We start from the raw sequence: 15,197 nt of genomic DNA, 5'->3' as shown, positions 1-15,197 counted from the left end.
CAAGGAAGGCAATCGCGCCCGGTGGCGCGGCCGGGCTTCAAACCCGGTTGGGGACGGCAGCCGTTCCCGGGCAGGTTCGACTCCCGCTGCCTTCCGCCATTTTCTTTTGCCTGTGAGGGCCTCTTCGCGGGCTCGCCCGCTCCCACAGAGCCTGCATAACCCTCAGGCTGATGCTATCCCTGTGGGAGCTGGCTTGCCGGCGATAGGGCCAGACCAGGCAACAGTCAGGCCCGCTCCCCACACAGATCCAGGGCAAACCAACGCTCTGCCGTGTCGACATCCAACCCGGCCCCCAGCAGGGCAACCATCTTCGCCAGCGCCGCCTCGCGGGTCATGCCGCCACCGCTGACCAGCCCGGCCCCGCGCAAGCGGTTACCGGCTGCATAGGTATCGAACACCACCGACCCTTCAGGGCACTGGCTGATCGCCGCCAGCATCACGCCGCGCTGGCGTGCCGCGCTCAGCACATCGAGCAAAGCCTGGTCATCCGAAGGCCCGGTACCGCTGCCATAGCATTCCAGCAGCAACCCTTGCACACCGCTCCCCAGCAGCGCCTGCAAGTGGCTGGCCTGCAAGCCCGGGAACACCGGCACCACTGCCACGTTCACCGGCTGGCGCGGGTGCTGATAGCCCAGTTCTGCGGGAATCGCCCCGGCCCGCTCGCTGTCACGATGGCGCGGCAGCGCGACAAAGGCGTCGAACGCCTCGCTGCGCAGTTTGGTCGCCCGGCTGCCATGCAGCAGCTGGCCATGGAAGTACAGCTGCACGCCATCTTCCAACCCCTGTTCGAACTGGCCCAGGGCGCCACACAGGTTGCCCCAGGCATCGCTGTCTGCAGCGCCTGCCGGCAGCATCGAGCCGGTCAGCAGCACCGGTACCGGCAAGCCCAGCAGCAGGAACGACAACGCCGCCGCGCTGTAGGCCAGGCTGTCGGTACCGTGCAGCACCAGCACGCCGTCATGCCCAGTTTCCACGGCAGCGACGATGGCGTCGCGCATCGCCAGCCAGTTGTGCTGCTGCATGTTGGCGCTGTCCAGCAGCGGGTCCAGTTCCTGCAAGGCCCAGCGCAGCTGTGGCGCGTCGGCCATGTGGGCGAAGTGTTCGCGCATGCGCGCTTCGAAACCACCTGCCGGCGCCAGGCCTTCGGGGGTTTCGAGCATGCCGATGGTGCCCCCGGTGTAGAGGACGAGGAGATTCTTTACTGCTCGCATGGGAAGTATCCGTAGCGGTGAGCGGAAGAAGGTAAGCCGCCCACGGACGGGGCGGCTGGCAGGGGAGAATATCAGCGCTGTGTCTGGACTTCGCCGACTGCTTTGTCAGTGGCTGTTTCCGCCTGCGGATTGGCAGGCCAGGCATTGCGGTCCAGGTCCAGGTCGGCGAACTTGGCCGAGTCGAACACTGGCTGGGCGACGCCGGCCTTGCGCTGGTCGTCGTAGTCGCGCATTACCCGCAGGCCGACCTTGAACAGCAGGGCCAGGGCAATCAGGTTGACGAAGGCCAGGCAGGTCATGGTGATGTCGGCGAAGGCGAACACGGTCGACAGGTCTTGCAGCGAACCCCATACCACCAGCGCCAGCACCAGGCCACGGAACACCATCAGCACCACGCGGTTGCGGCTGAGGAACTGCAGGCTGTTCTCGCCCAGGTAGTAGTTGTAGAGGATGCAGGTGAAGACGAACAGCGACAGTGCCACGCTGACGAACACACGGCCCCAGTCACCGACCACGGCGGCCAGCGAGTTCTGGGTCAGGACGATGCCGTCACCCTCGAAGCCCGGGGTGTAGAAGCCCGACAGCAGAATCAGCAGCGCGGTGCAGGTGCAGATCACGAAGGTGTCGAGGAACACGCTGAAGGCCTGGACCACGCCCTGGGCACCCGGGTGTTTCACGGCGGCCACGGCGGCGACGTTCGGCGCGCTACCCAGGCCTGCTTCGTTGGCGAACACGCCACGCTTCACGCCCATGACGATGGCGCTGCCGAGCAGGCCGGCGAACGCTGGGTCGAGGCCGAAGGCGCTCTTGAAGATGGTTTCCAGCATGGCTGGCACGTGTTCGATCTGGGTGCCGATCACGTACAGGGTCACACCGATGTAGGCCAGGGTCTTGACCGGTACCAGCAGGTCCGACACCGCGGCGATGCGCTTGATGCCGCCGATGAAGGTGATGGCCAGCAGTACGGCGAGGACGATGCCGGTGTGCTTGGGGTCGAAGGCGAAGGCATTCTGCAGCGAGTGGGTCACGGTGTACGACTGCAGTCCGATGAAGGCGAAGCCGTAGGTGACCAGCAGCAGGATCGAGAACACGATGGCCATGCTCTTCAGCTTCAGACCATGCTGGATGTAGTACGCCGGGCCGCCACGGTACAGGCCGTCGCCGTCGGCGCGCTTGTAGACCTGGGCCAAGGTGCATTCGAAGAAGCTGCTGGACATGCCCACCAGTGCGGTCACCCACATCCAGAACACGGCGCCCGGGCCACCCAGGGTCACGGCAATGCCGACACCGGCGATGTTACCGGCGCCCACACGGCCTGCAAGGCTCAGCATCAGGGCCTGGAAGGAGCTCAACTGGCCTGCCTGGCCGCGCAGCGATTCCTTGAACACACCGAACATATGGGCGAAATGGCGGAACTGCACGAACCGCGAGCGGATGGTGAAGTAGCTACCCAGGCCCACGATCAGCACGATGAGAAGTTTCCCCGAGAGGAAATCGTTGATTACTTCGAGCATTGGAAAATGACCTCGATTCTTATTGTTCGTGTGGAAAGACCAGCGGACGGCAGGCGCACCGCTATTCGTTGGGGCGCATGGTTGGCTATGACAAGAGCGGTTACAATTTCGCGGCTTGCTCTGTTTTGGTGCGACTTGATGCTACACTTGCGCCATTCGCGTCACCTGAGTCCGCTGTCATGAGCGATCATTTCGCTACCAACCTCAAACTGGCCTGCAGCCACTACCGCTCTATCTCCGAAGTTTGCCGCCAGCTGTCGATAAACCGCGCGCAATTCAACAAGTACCTGAGCGGGCAGAGCCGCCCGACGGCTTACAACCTCAAGCGCATCGGCGATTTCTTCGGCGTCGAGGATTACGAGCTGAATTTGCCCCCCGAGCAGTTCAGCCGCCTGATCGGTGCCCGCGTGTCGACCCCGGCCGAGCAGCACGGCGATCCGATCAGCGAACTGTTCCGCCCGTTGCACGACCACGCCGGGAACCTGTCGCGCTACTGCGGTTATTACCTGGAGTATTCCAACTGCATGTCGGTGCCGGGCACGGTGCTGGTGTCGCTGGTGCACCTGTGGGAAGAACGCGGGCGCTTTCTGTTCGAGCGCCAGGAACGGCAGGAACGCTCCAGCGCCACCGACCCGCATGCCGAAGTGCGTTGCCGCTACCTGGGGGCTGCGTTCCAGTTGCAGGACCGGATGTTCCTGGTCGACTACGAGTCGCTGACCTACAACGAGATGAGCCAGACCATTCTCATCCCCAGCTTCAAAAGCCGCATCACCCGCCTGAATGGCCTGAAGGCCGGCGTTTCCAGCGGCGACCGGCGCAACCCGGCCTGCACCCGGGTGGTTTGGGATTACCTGGGAGAGGAGATCAATCGTATCAATGCCTACCGGCAGGTAAAACTGTACCAGCCGGATGATCCGCGTATAGATGACGATATACGGGAGCGACTGAGTGAGAGGCCGTTGCGTAACAGTCTGTTCGAAATTGAATAAAGGGGCCGGCTGTACGCTTCACAACTGACGCAACCATTCGCCTAACGGGTGGCCATCACCGAGGAGTAACTTGATTGCCATCAGGCAGCACACGCTGATCAGTAACGGTTTTACCAGCCGAGGCCCGAAGTAGAGGGCGCAGCGCGCGCCAACCTGGGCGCCGATGATGGCGCAGGCTGCCATTGTCAGCGCCAAAGACCAGATGATCCCGCCACTGAAAGCAAACACCGACAGCGCGCCGAGGTTGCAGGAGGCGTTCAGCAATTTGCTGCTGCAGATCGCCTGCATGAGGTGCTGCCCGAGCAACACTGTGAACGCGACCATGAAGAATGATCCGGTGCCTGGGCCAAAGACACCGTCATAGAAGCCAATGACTGGAGCAACGATCAGTGTGAAGCCGAGATGGGACATCCGTTGTCTTCTGTCTCTGTCAGCAAGCTTCGGGCTGAAAGCGAAATAGCTGGCCACTGCAATCAGCAAGATCGGAACGGTTGACTCGAGGATTGCTCTGTCGAGCATGCTGATCGACAAGGCGCCTGCACAGCCACCGGCAAATGAGAGAACGGCCATGCGCCAGTCCGTTCTCCAATCGATCATTCGCTTGCGGGCAAACGCCCAGACTGCCGAGCAACTGGCTGAAGAGGCCTGAAATTTGTTGGTCGCCAGTGCCGCTAATGGGTCGATGCCTGCAATGAAAAGCGCGGGAAGTGTGAGCAAACCGCCGCCTCCGGCAATTGCATCAAAGAAGCCGGCGAACAAAGCCACACCGGCGAGAGCCATCAAAGAAGCGATTTCAATTTCCATGTTCGCCGTAATTTTTTAATTGTCTGTAAGGATGAATTGAAGGTGCTACGGAATTGGGCGCTATTGAGTCAGGTTTTCCGTGGGGTGGATGCAAGGCGGTGGTGCTGGAGCTTGTAGGGCATATCTTGCGCAGCCGTAGGAATGTCGAGGTAACGGTGCGAGAGAGGCCAGGGTTGGACTTCCCTGCCCGGAAACCGCAAAATGACCCCTTTCCCTCAATCAACCTCTCCGGATCTGCTGACTCTATGCGTATGCGCCTAATGCTGTTGGGTGGTGGCAATGCCCTCGGGCAAGCGCTGATTCGTCTTGGGGCCGAGGAGGACATTGCATTCCTGGCACCGCGCCCGCCCGAGAACGGCTGGACCCCGGCCAGCCTCACCCAACTGCTCGACGATCATCGCCCCGATGCCCTGGTCAACCTGGCCTACTACTTCGACTGGTTCCAGGCCGAGGCGGTCAGCGAGCAGCGCCTGGCCCAGCAGGAGCGGGCCGTGGAGCGGCTGGCGGAGCTGTGCCAGCACCACCAGATCACCCTGGTGCAGCCTTCCAGCTACCGGGTATTCGATGGTTCGCGGGCCACGGCCTACAGCGAAAAGGACGAACCGGTGCCGCTGGGCCTGCGTGGCCAGGCCTTGTGGCGCATCGAGCAGAGCGTGCGCGCGGCCTGCCCGCAACACGTGCTGCTGCGCTTTGGCTGGTTGCTCGATGAAAGCATCGACGGGGCGCTGGGCCGGTTTCTGACCCGCGCCGAGCAACCGCAGGAACTGCTGCTGGCCGATGACCGGCGCGGCAACCCGACGCCTGTCGACGACGCCGCCCGGGTGATTCTCTCGGTGCTCAAGCAGCTCGATTGCAGTGCGCCGCTGTGGGGCACCTACCATTACGCCGGCAACGAGGCCACCACGCCGCTAGCGCTGGGCCAGGCGATCCTCGCCGAGGCCGGCCAATACCGCCAGCTGGCGGTGCAGGCTCCGACGCCGCAGGCCCATGCCGCGCGGCCGGACGCCAGCGAAGAGCCGCAGCATGCGGTACTGGCCTGCAAGAAAATCCTTCACACCTTCGGCATCAAGCCGCGTGCCTGGCGCGCTGGCCTGCCGCCTCTACTGGACCGGTTCTACCGCCATGGCTGACGCCCCCATCCTGATCACCGGCGGTGCCGGCTTCATTGGCTCCCACCTGTGCGATGCGTTGTTGGACAAAGGCTACGCCGTACGCATTCTCGACGACTTTTCCACCGGCCGCCGGGGCAACCTGCAGGTCGACCACCCAAGGCTGGAGCTGGTTGAAGGCGATGTCGCCGATGCCGGGCTGGTGTTGCAGGTCGCCGCTGGCTGCCGCGCCGTGGTGCACCTGGCCGCGGTGGCCTCGGTGCAGGCTTCGGTGGATGACCCGGTACGCACCCACCAGAGCAACTTCATCGGCACGCTCAACGTGTGTGAAGCCATGCGTGTGCATGGCCTGCGCCGGGTGCTGTTCGCGTCCAGTGCGGCGGTGTATGGCAACAATGGTGAAGGCGAGTCGATTGCCGAAGACACCCCCAAGGCACCGCTGACGCCGTATGCGGTGGACAAGCTGGCCAGTGAGCAGTACCTGGACTTCTACCGCCGCCAGCATGGCCTGGAGCCGGTGGTGTTCCGCTTCTTCAATATCTTTGGGCCACGCCAGGACCCTTCCTCGCCCTATTCCGGGGTAATCAGCATTTTCGCCGAACGTGCGGTGCAAGGCTTGCCGATCATGGTGTTCGGTGACGGCGAGCAGACCCGCGACTTCCTCTACGTGGGTGACCTGGTCCAGGTGATGGTGCAGGCGCTGGAACAGCCGCAGGTGGAGGAGGGGGCAGTGAATATCGGCCTCAACCAGGCCACTTCGCTGAACCAGTTGCTGGCGGCGCTGGAGCAGGTAGTGGGCAGTTTGCCGGCGATCAGCTACGGCGCGGCGCGTTCGGGCGACATTCGCCATTCGCGGGCGGACAACCAGCGTCTGCTGGCGCGTTTCGACTTCCCGCAGGCGACGCCGATTGTCGAAGGGCTGGCGCGGCTGTTGGGCAAAGGCTGAAACCTTGGGGGCGCTTTGCGCCCCAATCGCCGGAAGCCAGCTCCCACAGGGGTTGCGTCATCTTTCAGCTTTTTAGTCAGACAGTTGTCGCAGGTACTGTCCTGATCTCGAGAGCAGCGCGGTCGATGTGGGAGCTGGCGTGCCGGCGATGGGCTGCGCAGCAGCCCCAATCAGCCATGCCGCACCACTTTCCTCAGGCAATCCTCTGCCGCCAGAACCCGCCCGTCCTGGGCCCGTACCTGCAAGGTTTCGATCGCCTGCCCTCTGGCACCATCCACCAGTTCCGAGCGCACCTCTCCCGTCTCGAACAGAAAGCGCTCCCCCCACTGCCTCAAGCCAACCACCACCGGAAACACCGAGCGCCCTTTCTCGGTCAGCGCATACTCCTTGTAGGCACTGCCATCCGACGCTGGCTGCAAGGTCAACAGCCCGCTCTCCACCAACAGCTTCAGTCGTGAAGCGAGGATGTTCTTCGCCAACCCCAGGTTTTTCTGAAATTCACTGAAACGCCGCAAGCCATCGAAGGCGTCGCGCAGGATCAGCAGTGCCCAGCGGTCACCCAGTACCTGCAAAGCCCGGGCTACGGGGCATTGTGCATTGTTTTCATCGAGCATGGTGAATCTGCCTTGGTTGTCTGGTTGCAGATTAAAACCACATTTGTTAAATAGCCAGTATGTGGTTTCATTTCGAAACCAGAATGCCGAGGCCAGCCCGATGACATCTCTGCCGACACGCTGGATAACCCTGTTGCTGGCCATGACCAGCGCCGTGGCCGTGGCAACGGTCTATTTTGCCCAACCTTTGCTCGAATCGATGGCCACCGACCTGGGCGTGGCGCAGCAGCAGATTGGCTGGGTGGTCGGTGCGACCCAGGCCGGTTATGCCCTGGGGCTACTGCTGATCGTGCCGCTCGGCGACCTGCTAGAGCGAAAACGCCTGCTGCTCGGCCAGTTGCTGGTCTGCGCGCTGGCGCTGGTCGGCGTTGGCCTGGCGCCGAACTGGGCGATGCTGCTTTTGGCGCTGGCCATCACCGGGCTGATGGCGGTCATGGTGCAGGTCATGGTGGCGCATGCCGCGAGCCTGGCAGCACCCGGCCAGCAGGGGCAGGCGGTGGGCACGGTCACCAGCGGTGTGGTGCTGGGCATCCTGCTGGCGCGCCTGGTTTCCGGTGGGCTGGCCGACCTGGCGGGTTGGCGCAGCGTGTATTGGCTGGCCGCAGGCGTTCTGATTCTGCTGGCGCTGGTGATGTGGCGAAGCTTGCCCGCGGTGCAGCCGGCCAGGCATCGGTCGGGTTACGCGGCGTTGATCGCGGCGCAGTTGCGGCTGTATCGGCACGACCGATTGCTGCGCCAGCGCGGCGTGTTCGGGGTGTTGATCTTCGCCGCGTTCAGTGTGCTGTGGAGTGCCATGGTCTTGCCGCTCAGTGCTGCGCCGTTGGCGCTGAGCCATACCGAGATCGGCCTGTTCGGCCTGGCAGGGGTGGCAGGCACTTTGGCGGCATCGCGCGCCGGTCGCCTGGCTGATCGAGGGCTGGCTGAGCGCACCACCGGGCTGGCGTTGGTTCTGCTGACCCTGTCGTGGCTACCCACGGCTTTCGTCGGGCATTCCCTGCTGGCCTTCGTGCTGGGAGTGCTGATGCTGGATTTCGCCGTGCAGGCCGTGCATGTCACCAACCAGAGCGTGTTGCTGGCCGGGCGTGGCGAAATGGCCAGTCGCCTGATCGGTGCCTACATGTGTTGCTATTCGCTGGGTAGCGGTGTGGGGGCGGTGCTGGCGAGCTGGGTATATGCGCAGTGGGGGTGGGCCGCGGTGTGTGGGCTGGGCATGGCCATCAGCGCGGCTGCGCTGGGGTACTGGCTATGGCTGCAAAGAACGAGGGCGGCCGAAGCCGCCCTGCAGTGTTCAGGTCAGAACTTGTAGCCAAGGCCGACCATGTACACCCACGGGTCGACTTCGACGTCGACCTTGGTCTTGCTGTAGCCCAGCGCAGTCGGGCCGTTGACGCTGGCTTTGGTGTCGATGTCGACGTACCAGACCGAGGCGTTGACCAGCAGGTTGTCGGTGATCATGTAATCCATGCCCAGCTGGCCGGCGATACCGACCGAATCCTGCAGTTTCAGGTTGCTGAAGCCTTGCTGCTTGCGGGCGCTGCTGAGGTCTTCATCGAAGAACAGGGTGTAGTTGATGCCCACGCCGGCATACGGCTGGAACTTGGAGCTCGGCTCCATCGGGTAGTACTGCAGCGACAAGGTCGGTGGCAGTTGCTTGATGTCGGCCAGCTTGCCGTCCAGGCCGCCGCCCAGGCCCTTGACGCCAACGGTGTGCTTGAACGGGGTGGCTGCCAGCAGCTCCAGGCCGACATGGTCGGTGAGCATGTAGGCTAAGGTCAGGCCCAGCTGGGTGTCGCTGTCCAGGGTCGCTTTGGTGCCCGAAACCTTGTTGCCATCGAATTTCAGGTCGCCGCTGCTTTCGTTGGGCGCGGTGGTGATGGCGCCGGCGCGAACGATGATATCGCCTGCCTGGTGGGCGTGGGCGGCAGGGGCAGCGAGCGCCAGGGCCGCGAGGGCGGCGCTGAGCAAGGACTTGTTCATGGAAGCTCCCAGAGGACGTGAGTAATCGAGTGGCCCAATGGTACGGATGCGCTTAAACAGAAAGTTTGACCCAGCTCAAAGAAGCGTCGTCACGAATTCGAAACAGTTCTCACTTGAGCACATAAGCGTATATTTTCTCGGCTTCCATCTGGTATCCGGCGTCGGCCAGTTCGCTGCTGGAGGCTCTGACCTGCAGCTTTCCCTCGATCCAGTAGGGCTGGTAGAGGTCTTCGATGCGCACGCCCATTTCGCTGAAGATATGCACGATCTGGTTCGACGGTGGTGGCGGCACATGGATGCACGCGCCGTAGTAAGGCACCAGCAGGAATTCGGTGGTGCGGCCTTCTTCGCTGACTTCCAGCGGCACGATGTAGCCGGGCAGCTTGACCTGCTGGCCGTCCAGGCTTTTTACCACCGGGGCGTCGGCAGCCTGCTGGCGCGCGGGTGGCGCGGCCTCGGCGGACAGGGCGTTGCCCAGCTGCGACAGGTCGTGCAGCGGGGCGAGTTGCGGCGGGGTGACCGGGGCGCCTTCGGGGATGAGGGCAGGCCAGTCCAGTTCGCGGGGCTCCGAGGCCCAGGCAGGCGATGCCATTGAGAGCAGCACTACCAGTAGAAGTTGTACTGCCTGTACTGGCTTCTTCGCGGGTGAACCCGCTCCCACAGGTCCTACGCAGGCCTTGAAGTCTGTGGTGGACCCTGTGGGAGCGGGTTCACCCGCGAAGAAGCCAATGAGGTATTGGATCATTGCACGCCCTCAAAGGTGAATGGACAAGCCATCGGCCAGCGACTGCCGGTAGGCCCGCCAGGCCGGCACGCTGCCCATCAGCAGCGCAGCTCCCAGGATGATAGCCAGCAACGTCCATTCATGAGCGCTCGGCAAGGCCAGAGGCAAATACAAACCATAATTGGCTTGCACATACCCCTGCGCCACCCCTATGCCCGCATACAGCAAGCCAAGCCCGGCGACGATGCCGACCAGCGCCAGCGACAGTGCCTCCAGCACCAGCAGCCCGGCGATATGCCAAGGCCTGGCGCCGACCGAGCGCAGTATCGCCATCTCCCGCCGACGTTCGTTGAGGCTGGTCAGAATCGCCGTGAGCATGCCGATCAACCCGGTCAGGACCACGAACAGCGATACCACGAACAACGCCTGTTCCGCAGTGCCCATCAGGCTCCACAGCTCCTGCAAGGCCACCCCGGGCAAGATCGCCAGCAACGGCTCGCTGCGGTATTCGTTGATTTCCCGCTGCAGGCTGAAGGTGGCGATCTTGTTGTTCAGGCCAAGCATGAACGCGGTGATGGCGGCAGGTTGCAGGTCCATCGCGCGTGCCTGCTCGGCGCTGATACGCCCGGCGCCACGGGCCGGCACGCCGTTGTGCCAGTCGATGTGGATGGCCTCCATGCCGCCCAGCCCGATATGCAAGGTGCGGTCGACAGACGTGCCGGTGCGCTTGAGCACACCGACCACGGTGAACGGCTTGTCGTCGTGCTTGACCAGGCTGACCGCAGCGACCCCGTGGGCCAGCACCAGCCTGTCGCCCAGCTGGTAATGCAGTGCCTCGGCCACTTCGGCGCCGAGTACCACCTCGAACGGGTCATCGGCAAAGGCGCGGCCCTGGCTCAGTTCCAGGTGCTGGCGGCGACCGTACTGGTAATGGCTGAAGTACGCGTCAGTCGTGCCCATCACCCGATAGCCACGGTGCGAGTCGCCCAGCGAGATGGGGATGGCCCATTTCACCCGTGGGTCGCTGGCGTAGTGCTGGTAGCTGTCCCAACGGATGTTGTTGGTGGCGTTGCCGATGCGAAACACCGAATACAGCAGCAGGTTGACCGAGCCGGAGCGAGCGCCGACGATCAGGTCGGTGCCGCTGATGGTGCTGGCGAAGCTGGCGCGTGCTTCGGTGCGTACGCGTTCGACAGCCAGCAGCAGGCACACCGACAGGGCGATGGCAAAGGCCGTGAGAAAGGCGCTGAAACGGCGGTTGGCCAGGCTGGCCAGGGCAAGACGGAGCAGGTACATCAGGCCTCCCGGGGCTTGGCGGCGCGGTTGAGTTCGGCCAGCGACAGGTGGCGGTCGAACAGTGGCGCCAGGCTCTGGTCGTGGCTGACGAACAGCAGGCTGGCACCGGCGGCGCGGCACTCGTCGAACAGCAGGCGGATGAACGCTTCGCGGGTGTCGGCATCCAGTGCCGAGGTCGGCTCGTCGGCAATTATCAGCTCGGGCTGGCCGATCAGTGCGCGGGCCGCTGCCACCCGTTGTTGCTGGCCAATCGACAGGCTGTCGGCGCGGCGCGCCAGCAGCGCTGTGTCGCCCAGGCCCAGATGCGCAAGCAGTTCGCTTGCGGCCTGGTCGACACTGCCGTGGCGCTGCCTGGCACGTTCGGCCCGGCTGTGCGAGAAGCGGCAGGGCAGCTCGACGTTTTCACGTACCGAAAGGAATGGCAGCAGGTTGAACTGCTGGAAGATGTAGCCGGTGTGGTCGACCCGGAAACGATCACGGGCGCCCTGGCCCAGGCTGCCAAGGTCCTGGCCGAGCAGCTGGATGCGGCCCTGGCCCGGCACGTTCACGCCACCGAGCAAGCCCAGCAGGGTGGTCTTGCCACTGCCGCTGGGGCCCTTGAGAAACAGGGCCTCGCCGGCCTCCAGGCGGAATGCGGGGATATCCAGCAGTGCGGGCTGGCCCGGCCAGGCGAACACCAGGTCATGCAGTTCGATCAACGGCTGGCGCATTCAGAACGCGACCGTTGCCTTGGCCGGCGTGGTTTCCACACCTTTCTGGCCATTCGGGCCGATCAGTTGCACATTGATTTTCTGCGTGGCCGGGAAGGCCTTGAACAGCGGTGCGAGGTCCACCTGTGCCAGTTTGTCGGGGTTGGCACAGGTCAGCTGGTAATGGGCGCCGATGTCGCTGTGCGGGTGGTCGTGTTCATGTTCGTCGCCATCGTCGTCGGCTTTCGGGGCGTTACCGAACAGCGGGCTTTCCAGTTCCTGCTGGTCTTCCTTGCAATCGGCGGCAGCCGGCAGGCCGAACAGCTTCAGCGGTTGCTCGAGCTGCTGGCGCACCGCCGCGACCTTGGCCTTGTCGGCATCGCTGCTGGCGGCGTGCTCGAAGCCGACCAGGTTCATCGCCGGACTATCCAGTTCCAGTTCCAGGGTGTTGCCATCGAGCACGGCATTGAGCTTGGCCACGCCGTGCTCGTGGGCGCCAAGGGTGCCGTGGGCGTGGTCATGATCATCGTCGTGGGCATAGGCCACGGCCAGTGGCAGCAAGGCGAAGGGCAGGGCGAGCAGCAGACGACGCATGGACGACTCCGGGGCGGGGCTGAAAGATCGGGTTATGTTATAACAACTTTTCGGCGTGCCGCCAGCCTGTGTGGCGCAGGTTTCATCTTGCGGTAGCATGGCTGCATCGACCTGGCTTCAAGGAACGCATCGTGAGAATTCGTGGGCAGATTGGCGACTGGCCGGTGGACCTGACCATCGAACTGGAGCCTGAAGAGTGGGCGCAGCTGGGGCGACAGATCGAGGTGCCGGTGGTGGCGCAGGCCGCTGCGCCGGCAGTGGCGGGGCAGCGCCAGGATGACAGCCAGTGGACTGCGGCGCGTGAGGTGTTGCGCCTGGCAGGGCAGATCAGCGGGCCGGAGCTGCTCGATCGGCTGGAAGCACTGGCGGGGAGTACGGCGGCGGGCAAGCGGCTGCTGGTGCGCTTGCGGCACAGCAGTGAAGTGAAGGTGGAAAGTGGCGCGGATGCGCCGGTTTATCACTGGGTGGGATAAACCTGTATTGCCTGTGATGGCCTATTCGCGGGTAAACCCGCTCCCACAGGATTTCACAGCACTTGGGACCTGTGCGGTACCTGTGGGAGCGGGTTTACCCGCGAACGAGGGCGAAGCCCTCGCAATGAGCCTCAGGTCAGAACATCGCCGCCGACAGCTTGCGACGATAAACCCCAACCAGCGGGTGATCACCACCCAGCAGCTCGAACACCTGCAGCATTGCCTTCTGCGGCAGCCCGTTCTCATAGGCACGGTTACGCTGGAACAGCTTCAGCAACCCTTCCAGCGCCGCTTCGTACTGCTGGCGTGCCAGCTGCTGGATGCTCAACTGGTAAGCCGCCTCGTCATCCTGCGGGTTCTGCGCCAGGCGGCTTTTCAGGTCGGCCACTTCCGGCAGGCTGGCGGCCTGGCGCAAGAAGGTCAGCTGGGCCTTGGCGCCGGCCAGTGCAGCTTTGTGTTCGTCAGTCTTGACCGCGTCCAGCACCACCTGGGCCTCACCCAGCTCACCGCGTTCGGCCAGGCAGCGGGCGTACAGGATCAACGCCTCGGCATTGCTGTTGTCCTCACCCAGCAGCGCCTGCAACAGCGCTTCTGCCTCGGCAAAACGGCTTTCGGCAAACAGCGCCTTGGCCTGTTCCAGCGGCGAAGCGGTGGGGGCTGCCGGTAGCTGCACGTGCGGCTCGAGCATGGCGCGGATCGCCGACTCCGGTTGCGCACCGGCAAAGCCATCGACCGGCTGGCCGTCCTTGAACAGCACCACGGTCGGCAGGCTACGGATGCCGAACTGGGCGACCACTTGCTGTTCCACATCGCAGTTGATCTTGGCCAGCAGCAATTCGCCCTGGTAACCCTCGGCGATCTTCGCCAGCAGCGGCATCAGCGCCTTGCACGGCGCGCACCACTCGGCCCAGAAATCTACCAGCACCGGTTTGTGGAAGGAGTTCTCGATCACCAGCTGCTGGAAGGTGGCATCGGTGGCGTCGAAAATGTAAGGCGTGTCCTGGCTCATCGCGACTCTCGCAAACTCGTGAATGGCACCACTATAAAGTGTCGCGGCTGGCGTGGTACAGGCTGACCCGGCGGAATTCGTGTGGCTCGGCCAGATCAGGCAGGGTCAGGGCGTCGAGCACGCCCAGTGGCTGGTACAGCGGATGGCTGAAGTCACGTACCCGCGAATCGGCTACCAGTGCCTGGCGACCGCGCCCGAGAAAAGCATCCAGCAATGGCAGGTTGGCGCGGTCGTACAGCACATCGGCCACCAGAATCAGATCGAAGCGGTCCTGTTCGGCGAAGAAATCGCTGCTGTAACCCAGCTCGACCCCGTTCAGCGCGGCATTGGCGCGGCAGGCGTCGAGCGCCAGCGGGTCGAGGTCGCAGGCGACCACTTCCAGGGCCCCGGCCCGCGCAGCGGCAATGCCGGCGATGCCGGAGCCGGCGCCAAAATCCAGCACCCGCTTGCCCGCCACCCACTCCGGGCGCTCGGCCAGGTACCGGGCCATGGCCAGGCCGCTGGCCCAGCAGAAGCTCCAGTAGGGCGGCTCTTCAAGAATGCGCCGGGTTTCTTCGCTGCTGAAGGCGCGGTCCATGTTCTGCTCGTCGATCAGCCACAATTTCAGCTCGCAGCCGGGCAGTTCGCTGACGATCAGCCGCGCTTCGCCGATCAGGCCGCAAAGGGCCTGTTGCAAGGTCTGATGCAGAGCCTGCGCCGCCACTTACGGCGCCTTCTCGAAACGCAGCGGGCCGGTGGCCTGGGTTTGCGCCTGGGTAATGCGCACCGGCGGCAGGTGCATGATCAGCTGGCCGGAGCTGCTGGCGCGGCCACGCAGCTCGACGCGCGCGCCGGCCGGGAAGGCTTCGGGGTTGAAGCGCAACTGGTAGGGCAAGGCCTGACCGGTGCCGGTCAGGTTGCTGCTGGCCAGCAGGCGTTGCGGGCGGTCGCGTTCATCGATGACCAGCAGCGCCAGCTCCACCTCGGCGCCGGCCGGGATACCTTGCAAGGTGCCGCTCAGTTCGCGCTGGTAGGCCGGCAGCGGGCCCAGTACTTCGGCCGGTTTGGCCGCGCGGGCCGGGCTGGGGGCCGGAGGGGTGTCGGGCTTCGGCCGGTCGCTGCCACAGGCAGCGAGCAGGGCGGCGCAGCACAGCACGACGAGCGCTCGGTAGTGCATGGGGTAGTCCTTCACGGGCAGATTTCCCATGGATGTTAACCCCTTTGGCTTGTCTTGCCAGTGGGATGCGCTACCATGGCCCTCCCTTTTTT

17 protein-coding genes and 1 tRNA gene are annotated in these 15,197 nt (G+C 64.0%); 6 read left to right on the top strand and 12 right to left on the bottom strand.

Annotation, left to right across the window (positions count from 1 at the left end):
- The first annotated feature begins 3 nt into the window (after positions 1-3).
- A tRNA-Sec gene (locus C6A77_RS02745) sits at positions 4-99 on the top strand.
- A gap of 125 nt (positions 100-224) precedes the next feature.
- Here the strand turns inward: C6A77_RS02745 and C6A77_RS02740 are convergent.
- On the bottom strand, positions 225-1,211 hold the full coding sequence (locus C6A77_RS02740) for an asparaginase (RefSeq protein WP_114167927.1): 987 nt from the start codon (positions 1,209-1,211) through the stop codon (positions 225-227).
- Between the two features lie 71 nt (positions 1,212-1,282).
- Positions 1,283-2,725: an alanine/glycine:cation symporter family protein gene (locus C6A77_RS02735; RefSeq protein ID WP_114167926.1), complete on the bottom strand. Its 1,443-nt coding sequence runs from the start codon at positions 2,723-2,725 to the stop codon at positions 1,283-1,285.
- A gap of 179 nt (positions 2,726-2,904) precedes the next feature.
- Between C6A77_RS02735 and C6A77_RS02730 the strand changes: the two genes are divergently transcribed.
- Positions 2,905-3,714: a helix-turn-helix transcriptional regulator gene (locus C6A77_RS02730; protein ID WP_114167925.1), complete on the top strand. Its 810-nt coding sequence runs from the start codon at positions 2,905-2,907 to the stop codon at positions 3,712-3,714.
- A gap of 18 nt (positions 3,715-3,732) precedes the next feature.
- Here C6A77_RS02730 and C6A77_RS02725 read toward each other — a convergent pair whose 3' ends face one another.
- Positions 3,733-4,518, bottom strand: coding sequence for a TSUP family transporter (locus tag C6A77_RS02725; RefSeq protein ID WP_114167924.1), 786 nt, complete (start codon positions 4,516-4,518; stop codon positions 3,733-3,735).
- Positions 4,519-4,763: 245 nt separating this feature from the next.
- Here C6A77_RS02725 and C6A77_RS02720 point away from each other — a divergent pair, with 245 nt between their 5' ends.
- Positions 4,764-5,648 carry a sugar nucleotide-binding protein gene (locus C6A77_RS02720; RefSeq protein WP_114167923.1) on the top strand — a complete coding sequence of 295 codons (885 nt, stop codon included), beginning with the start codon at positions 4,764-4,766 and terminating at the stop codon, positions 5,646-5,648.
- A complete protein-coding gene (locus tag C6A77_RS02715; RefSeq protein ID WP_114167922.1) occupies positions 5,641-6,573 on the top strand; it encodes an NAD-dependent epimerase/dehydratase family protein in 933 nt (310 codons plus the stop codon). Before C6A77_RS02720 ends, C6A77_RS02715 begins: the two co-directional genes overlap by 8 nt.
- Before the next feature lie 170 nt (positions 6,574-6,743).
- Here the strand turns inward: C6A77_RS02715 and C6A77_RS02710 are convergent, their stop codons facing one another.
- Positions 6,744-7,187, bottom strand: a complete 444-nt coding sequence (locus C6A77_RS02710; protein WP_114167921.1) for a helix-turn-helix domain-containing protein — start codon at positions 7,185-7,187, stop codon at positions 6,744-6,746.
- Between the two features lie 100 nt (positions 7,188-7,287).
- Here C6A77_RS02710 and C6A77_RS02705 point away from each other — a divergent pair, with 100 nt between their 5' ends.
- On the top strand, positions 7,288-8,493 hold the full coding sequence (locus C6A77_RS02705) for an MFS transporter (RefSeq protein ID WP_114167920.1): 1,206 nt from the start codon (positions 7,288-7,290) through the stop codon (positions 8,491-8,493).
- Here C6A77_RS02705 and C6A77_RS02700 read toward each other — a convergent pair.
- The 5 genes from C6A77_RS02700 to C6A77_RS02680 form a co-directional block, all read right to left on the bottom strand.
- Positions 8,481-9,164, bottom strand: a complete 684-nt coding sequence (locus C6A77_RS02700) for an OmpW family outer membrane protein (protein ID WP_114167919.1) — start codon at positions 9,162-9,164, stop codon at positions 8,481-8,483. The two genes, C6A77_RS02705 and C6A77_RS02700, sit on opposite strands and share 13 nt — an antisense overlap.
- A gap of 109 nt (positions 9,165-9,273) precedes the next feature.
- Complete coding sequence (locus tag C6A77_RS02695; protein WP_114167918.1) at positions 9,274-9,756, bottom strand: DUF3299 domain-containing protein; 483 nt, start codon at positions 9,754-9,756, stop codon at positions 9,274-9,276.
- 162 nt (positions 9,757-9,918) lie between these two features.
- The gene (locus C6A77_RS02690; protein WP_114167917.1) at positions 9,919-11,184 is read right to left on the bottom strand and encodes an ABC transporter permease; all 1,266 of its coding nucleotides are present in this window, start codon (positions 11,182-11,184) and stop codon (positions 9,919-9,921) included.
- On the bottom strand, positions 11,184-11,894 hold the full coding sequence (locus tag C6A77_RS02685) for an ABC transporter ATP-binding protein (protein WP_114167916.1): 711 nt from the start codon (positions 11,892-11,894) through the stop codon (positions 11,184-11,186). Before C6A77_RS02685 ends, C6A77_RS02690 begins: the two co-directional genes overlap by 1 nt.
- Positions 11,895-12,467: a DUF2796 domain-containing protein gene (locus tag C6A77_RS02680; RefSeq protein WP_114167915.1), complete on the bottom strand. Its 573-nt coding sequence runs from the start codon at positions 12,465-12,467 to the stop codon at positions 11,895-11,897.
- Between the two features lie 131 nt (positions 12,468-12,598).
- On the opposite strand from C6A77_RS02680, the gene C6A77_RS02675 reads away from it, so the two are divergent.
- On the top strand, positions 12,599-12,940 hold the full coding sequence (locus C6A77_RS02675; RefSeq protein WP_114167914.1) for a hypothetical protein: 342 nt from the start codon (positions 12,599-12,601) through the stop codon (positions 12,938-12,940).
- A gap of 136 nt (positions 12,941-13,076) precedes the next feature.
- Here C6A77_RS02675 and trxA read toward each other — a convergent pair whose 3' ends face one another.
- The 3 genes from trxA to C6A77_RS02660 are packed head-to-tail and all read right to left on the bottom strand — an operon-like array spanning position 13,077 to position 15,105.
- Entirely contained in the window at positions 13,077-13,949 is an 873-nt protein-coding gene (gene trxA, locus C6A77_RS02670; protein ID WP_114167913.1) for a thioredoxin, read from the bottom strand.
- Positions 13,950-13,980: 31 nt separating this feature from the next.
- Positions 13,981-14,637 (bottom strand): 50S ribosomal protein L11 methyltransferase, encoded by a 657-nt coding sequence (locus C6A77_RS02665; RefSeq protein WP_114167951.1) that lies wholly within the window; start codon positions 14,635-14,637, stop codon positions 13,981-13,983.
- 15 nt (positions 14,638-14,652) lie between these two features.
- Complete coding sequence (locus C6A77_RS02660) at positions 14,653-15,105, bottom strand: YbaY family lipoprotein (protein ID WP_114167912.1); 453 nt, start codon at positions 15,103-15,105, stop codon at positions 14,653-14,655.
- Between the last annotated feature and the right edge of the window lie 92 nt (positions 15,106-15,197).

The sequence above is a fragment of the Pseudomonas sp. AFG_SD02_1510_Pfu_092 genome, from assembly GCF_003331055.1.
Lineage (GTDB): Bacteria > Pseudomonadota > Gammaproteobacteria > Pseudomonadales > Pseudomonadaceae > Aquipseudomonas.
This window is presented reverse-complemented; position numbering and strand designations above follow the sequence as displayed.

What these genes read in the sequence shown, in the direction of transcription:
- C6A77_RS02740 (WP_114167927.1), bottom strand. Translation starts at nt 1,211, where the DNA reads ATGCGAGCAGTAAAGAATCTCCTCGTCCTCTACACCGGGGGCACCATC.
- C6A77_RS02735 (WP_114167926.1), bottom strand. Translation starts at nt 2,725, where the DNA reads ATGCTCGAAGTAATCAACGATTTCCTCTCGGGGAAACTTCTCATCGTG.
- C6A77_RS02730 (WP_114167925.1), top strand. Translation starts at nt 2,905, where the DNA reads ATGAGCGATCATTTCGCTACCAACCTCAAACTGGCCTGCAGCCACTAC.
- C6A77_RS02725 (WP_114167924.1), bottom strand. Translation starts at nt 4,518, where the DNA reads ATGGAAATTGAAATCGCTTCTTTGATGGCTCTCGCCGGTGTGGCTTTG.
- C6A77_RS02720 (WP_114167923.1), top strand. Translation starts at nt 4,764, where the DNA reads ATGCGTATGCGCCTAATGCTGTTGGGTGGTGGCAATGCCCTCGGGCAA.
- C6A77_RS02715 (WP_114167922.1), top strand. Translation starts at nt 5,641, where the DNA reads ATGGCTGACGCCCCCATCCTGATCACCGGCGGTGCCGGCTTCATTGGC.
- C6A77_RS02710 (WP_114167921.1), bottom strand. Translation starts at nt 7,187, where the DNA reads ATGCTCGATGAAAACAATGCACAATGCCCCGTAGCCCGGGCTTTGCAG.
- C6A77_RS02705 (WP_114167920.1), top strand. Translation starts at nt 7,288, where the DNA reads ATGACATCTCTGCCGACACGCTGGATAACCCTGTTGCTGGCCATGACC.
- C6A77_RS02700 (WP_114167919.1), bottom strand. Translation starts at nt 9,164, where the DNA reads ATGAACAAGTCCTTGCTCAGCGCCGCCCTCGCGGCCCTGGCGCTCGCT.
- C6A77_RS02695 (WP_114167918.1), bottom strand. Translation starts at nt 9,756, where the DNA reads ATGGCATCGCCTGCCTGGGCCTCGGAGCCCCGCGAACTGGACTGGCCT.
- C6A77_RS02690 (WP_114167917.1), bottom strand. Translation starts at nt 11,184, where the DNA reads ATGTACCTGCTCCGTCTTGCCCTGGCCAGCCTGGCCAACCGCCGTTTC.
- C6A77_RS02685 (WP_114167916.1), bottom strand. Translation starts at nt 11,894, where the DNA reads ATGCGCCAGCCGTTGATCGAACTGCATGACCTGGTGTTCGCCTGGCCG.
- C6A77_RS02680 (WP_114167915.1), bottom strand. Translation starts at nt 12,467, where the DNA reads ATGCGTCGTCTGCTGCTCGCCCTGCCCTTCGCCTTGCTGCCACTGGCC.
- trxA (WP_114167913.1), bottom strand. Translation starts at nt 13,949, where the DNA reads ATGAGCCAGGACACGCCTTACATTTTCGACGCCACCGATGCCACCTTC.
- C6A77_RS02660 (WP_114167912.1), bottom strand. Translation starts at nt 15,105, where the DNA reads ATGCACTACCGAGCGCTCGTCGTGCTGTGCTGCGCCGCCCTGCTCGCT.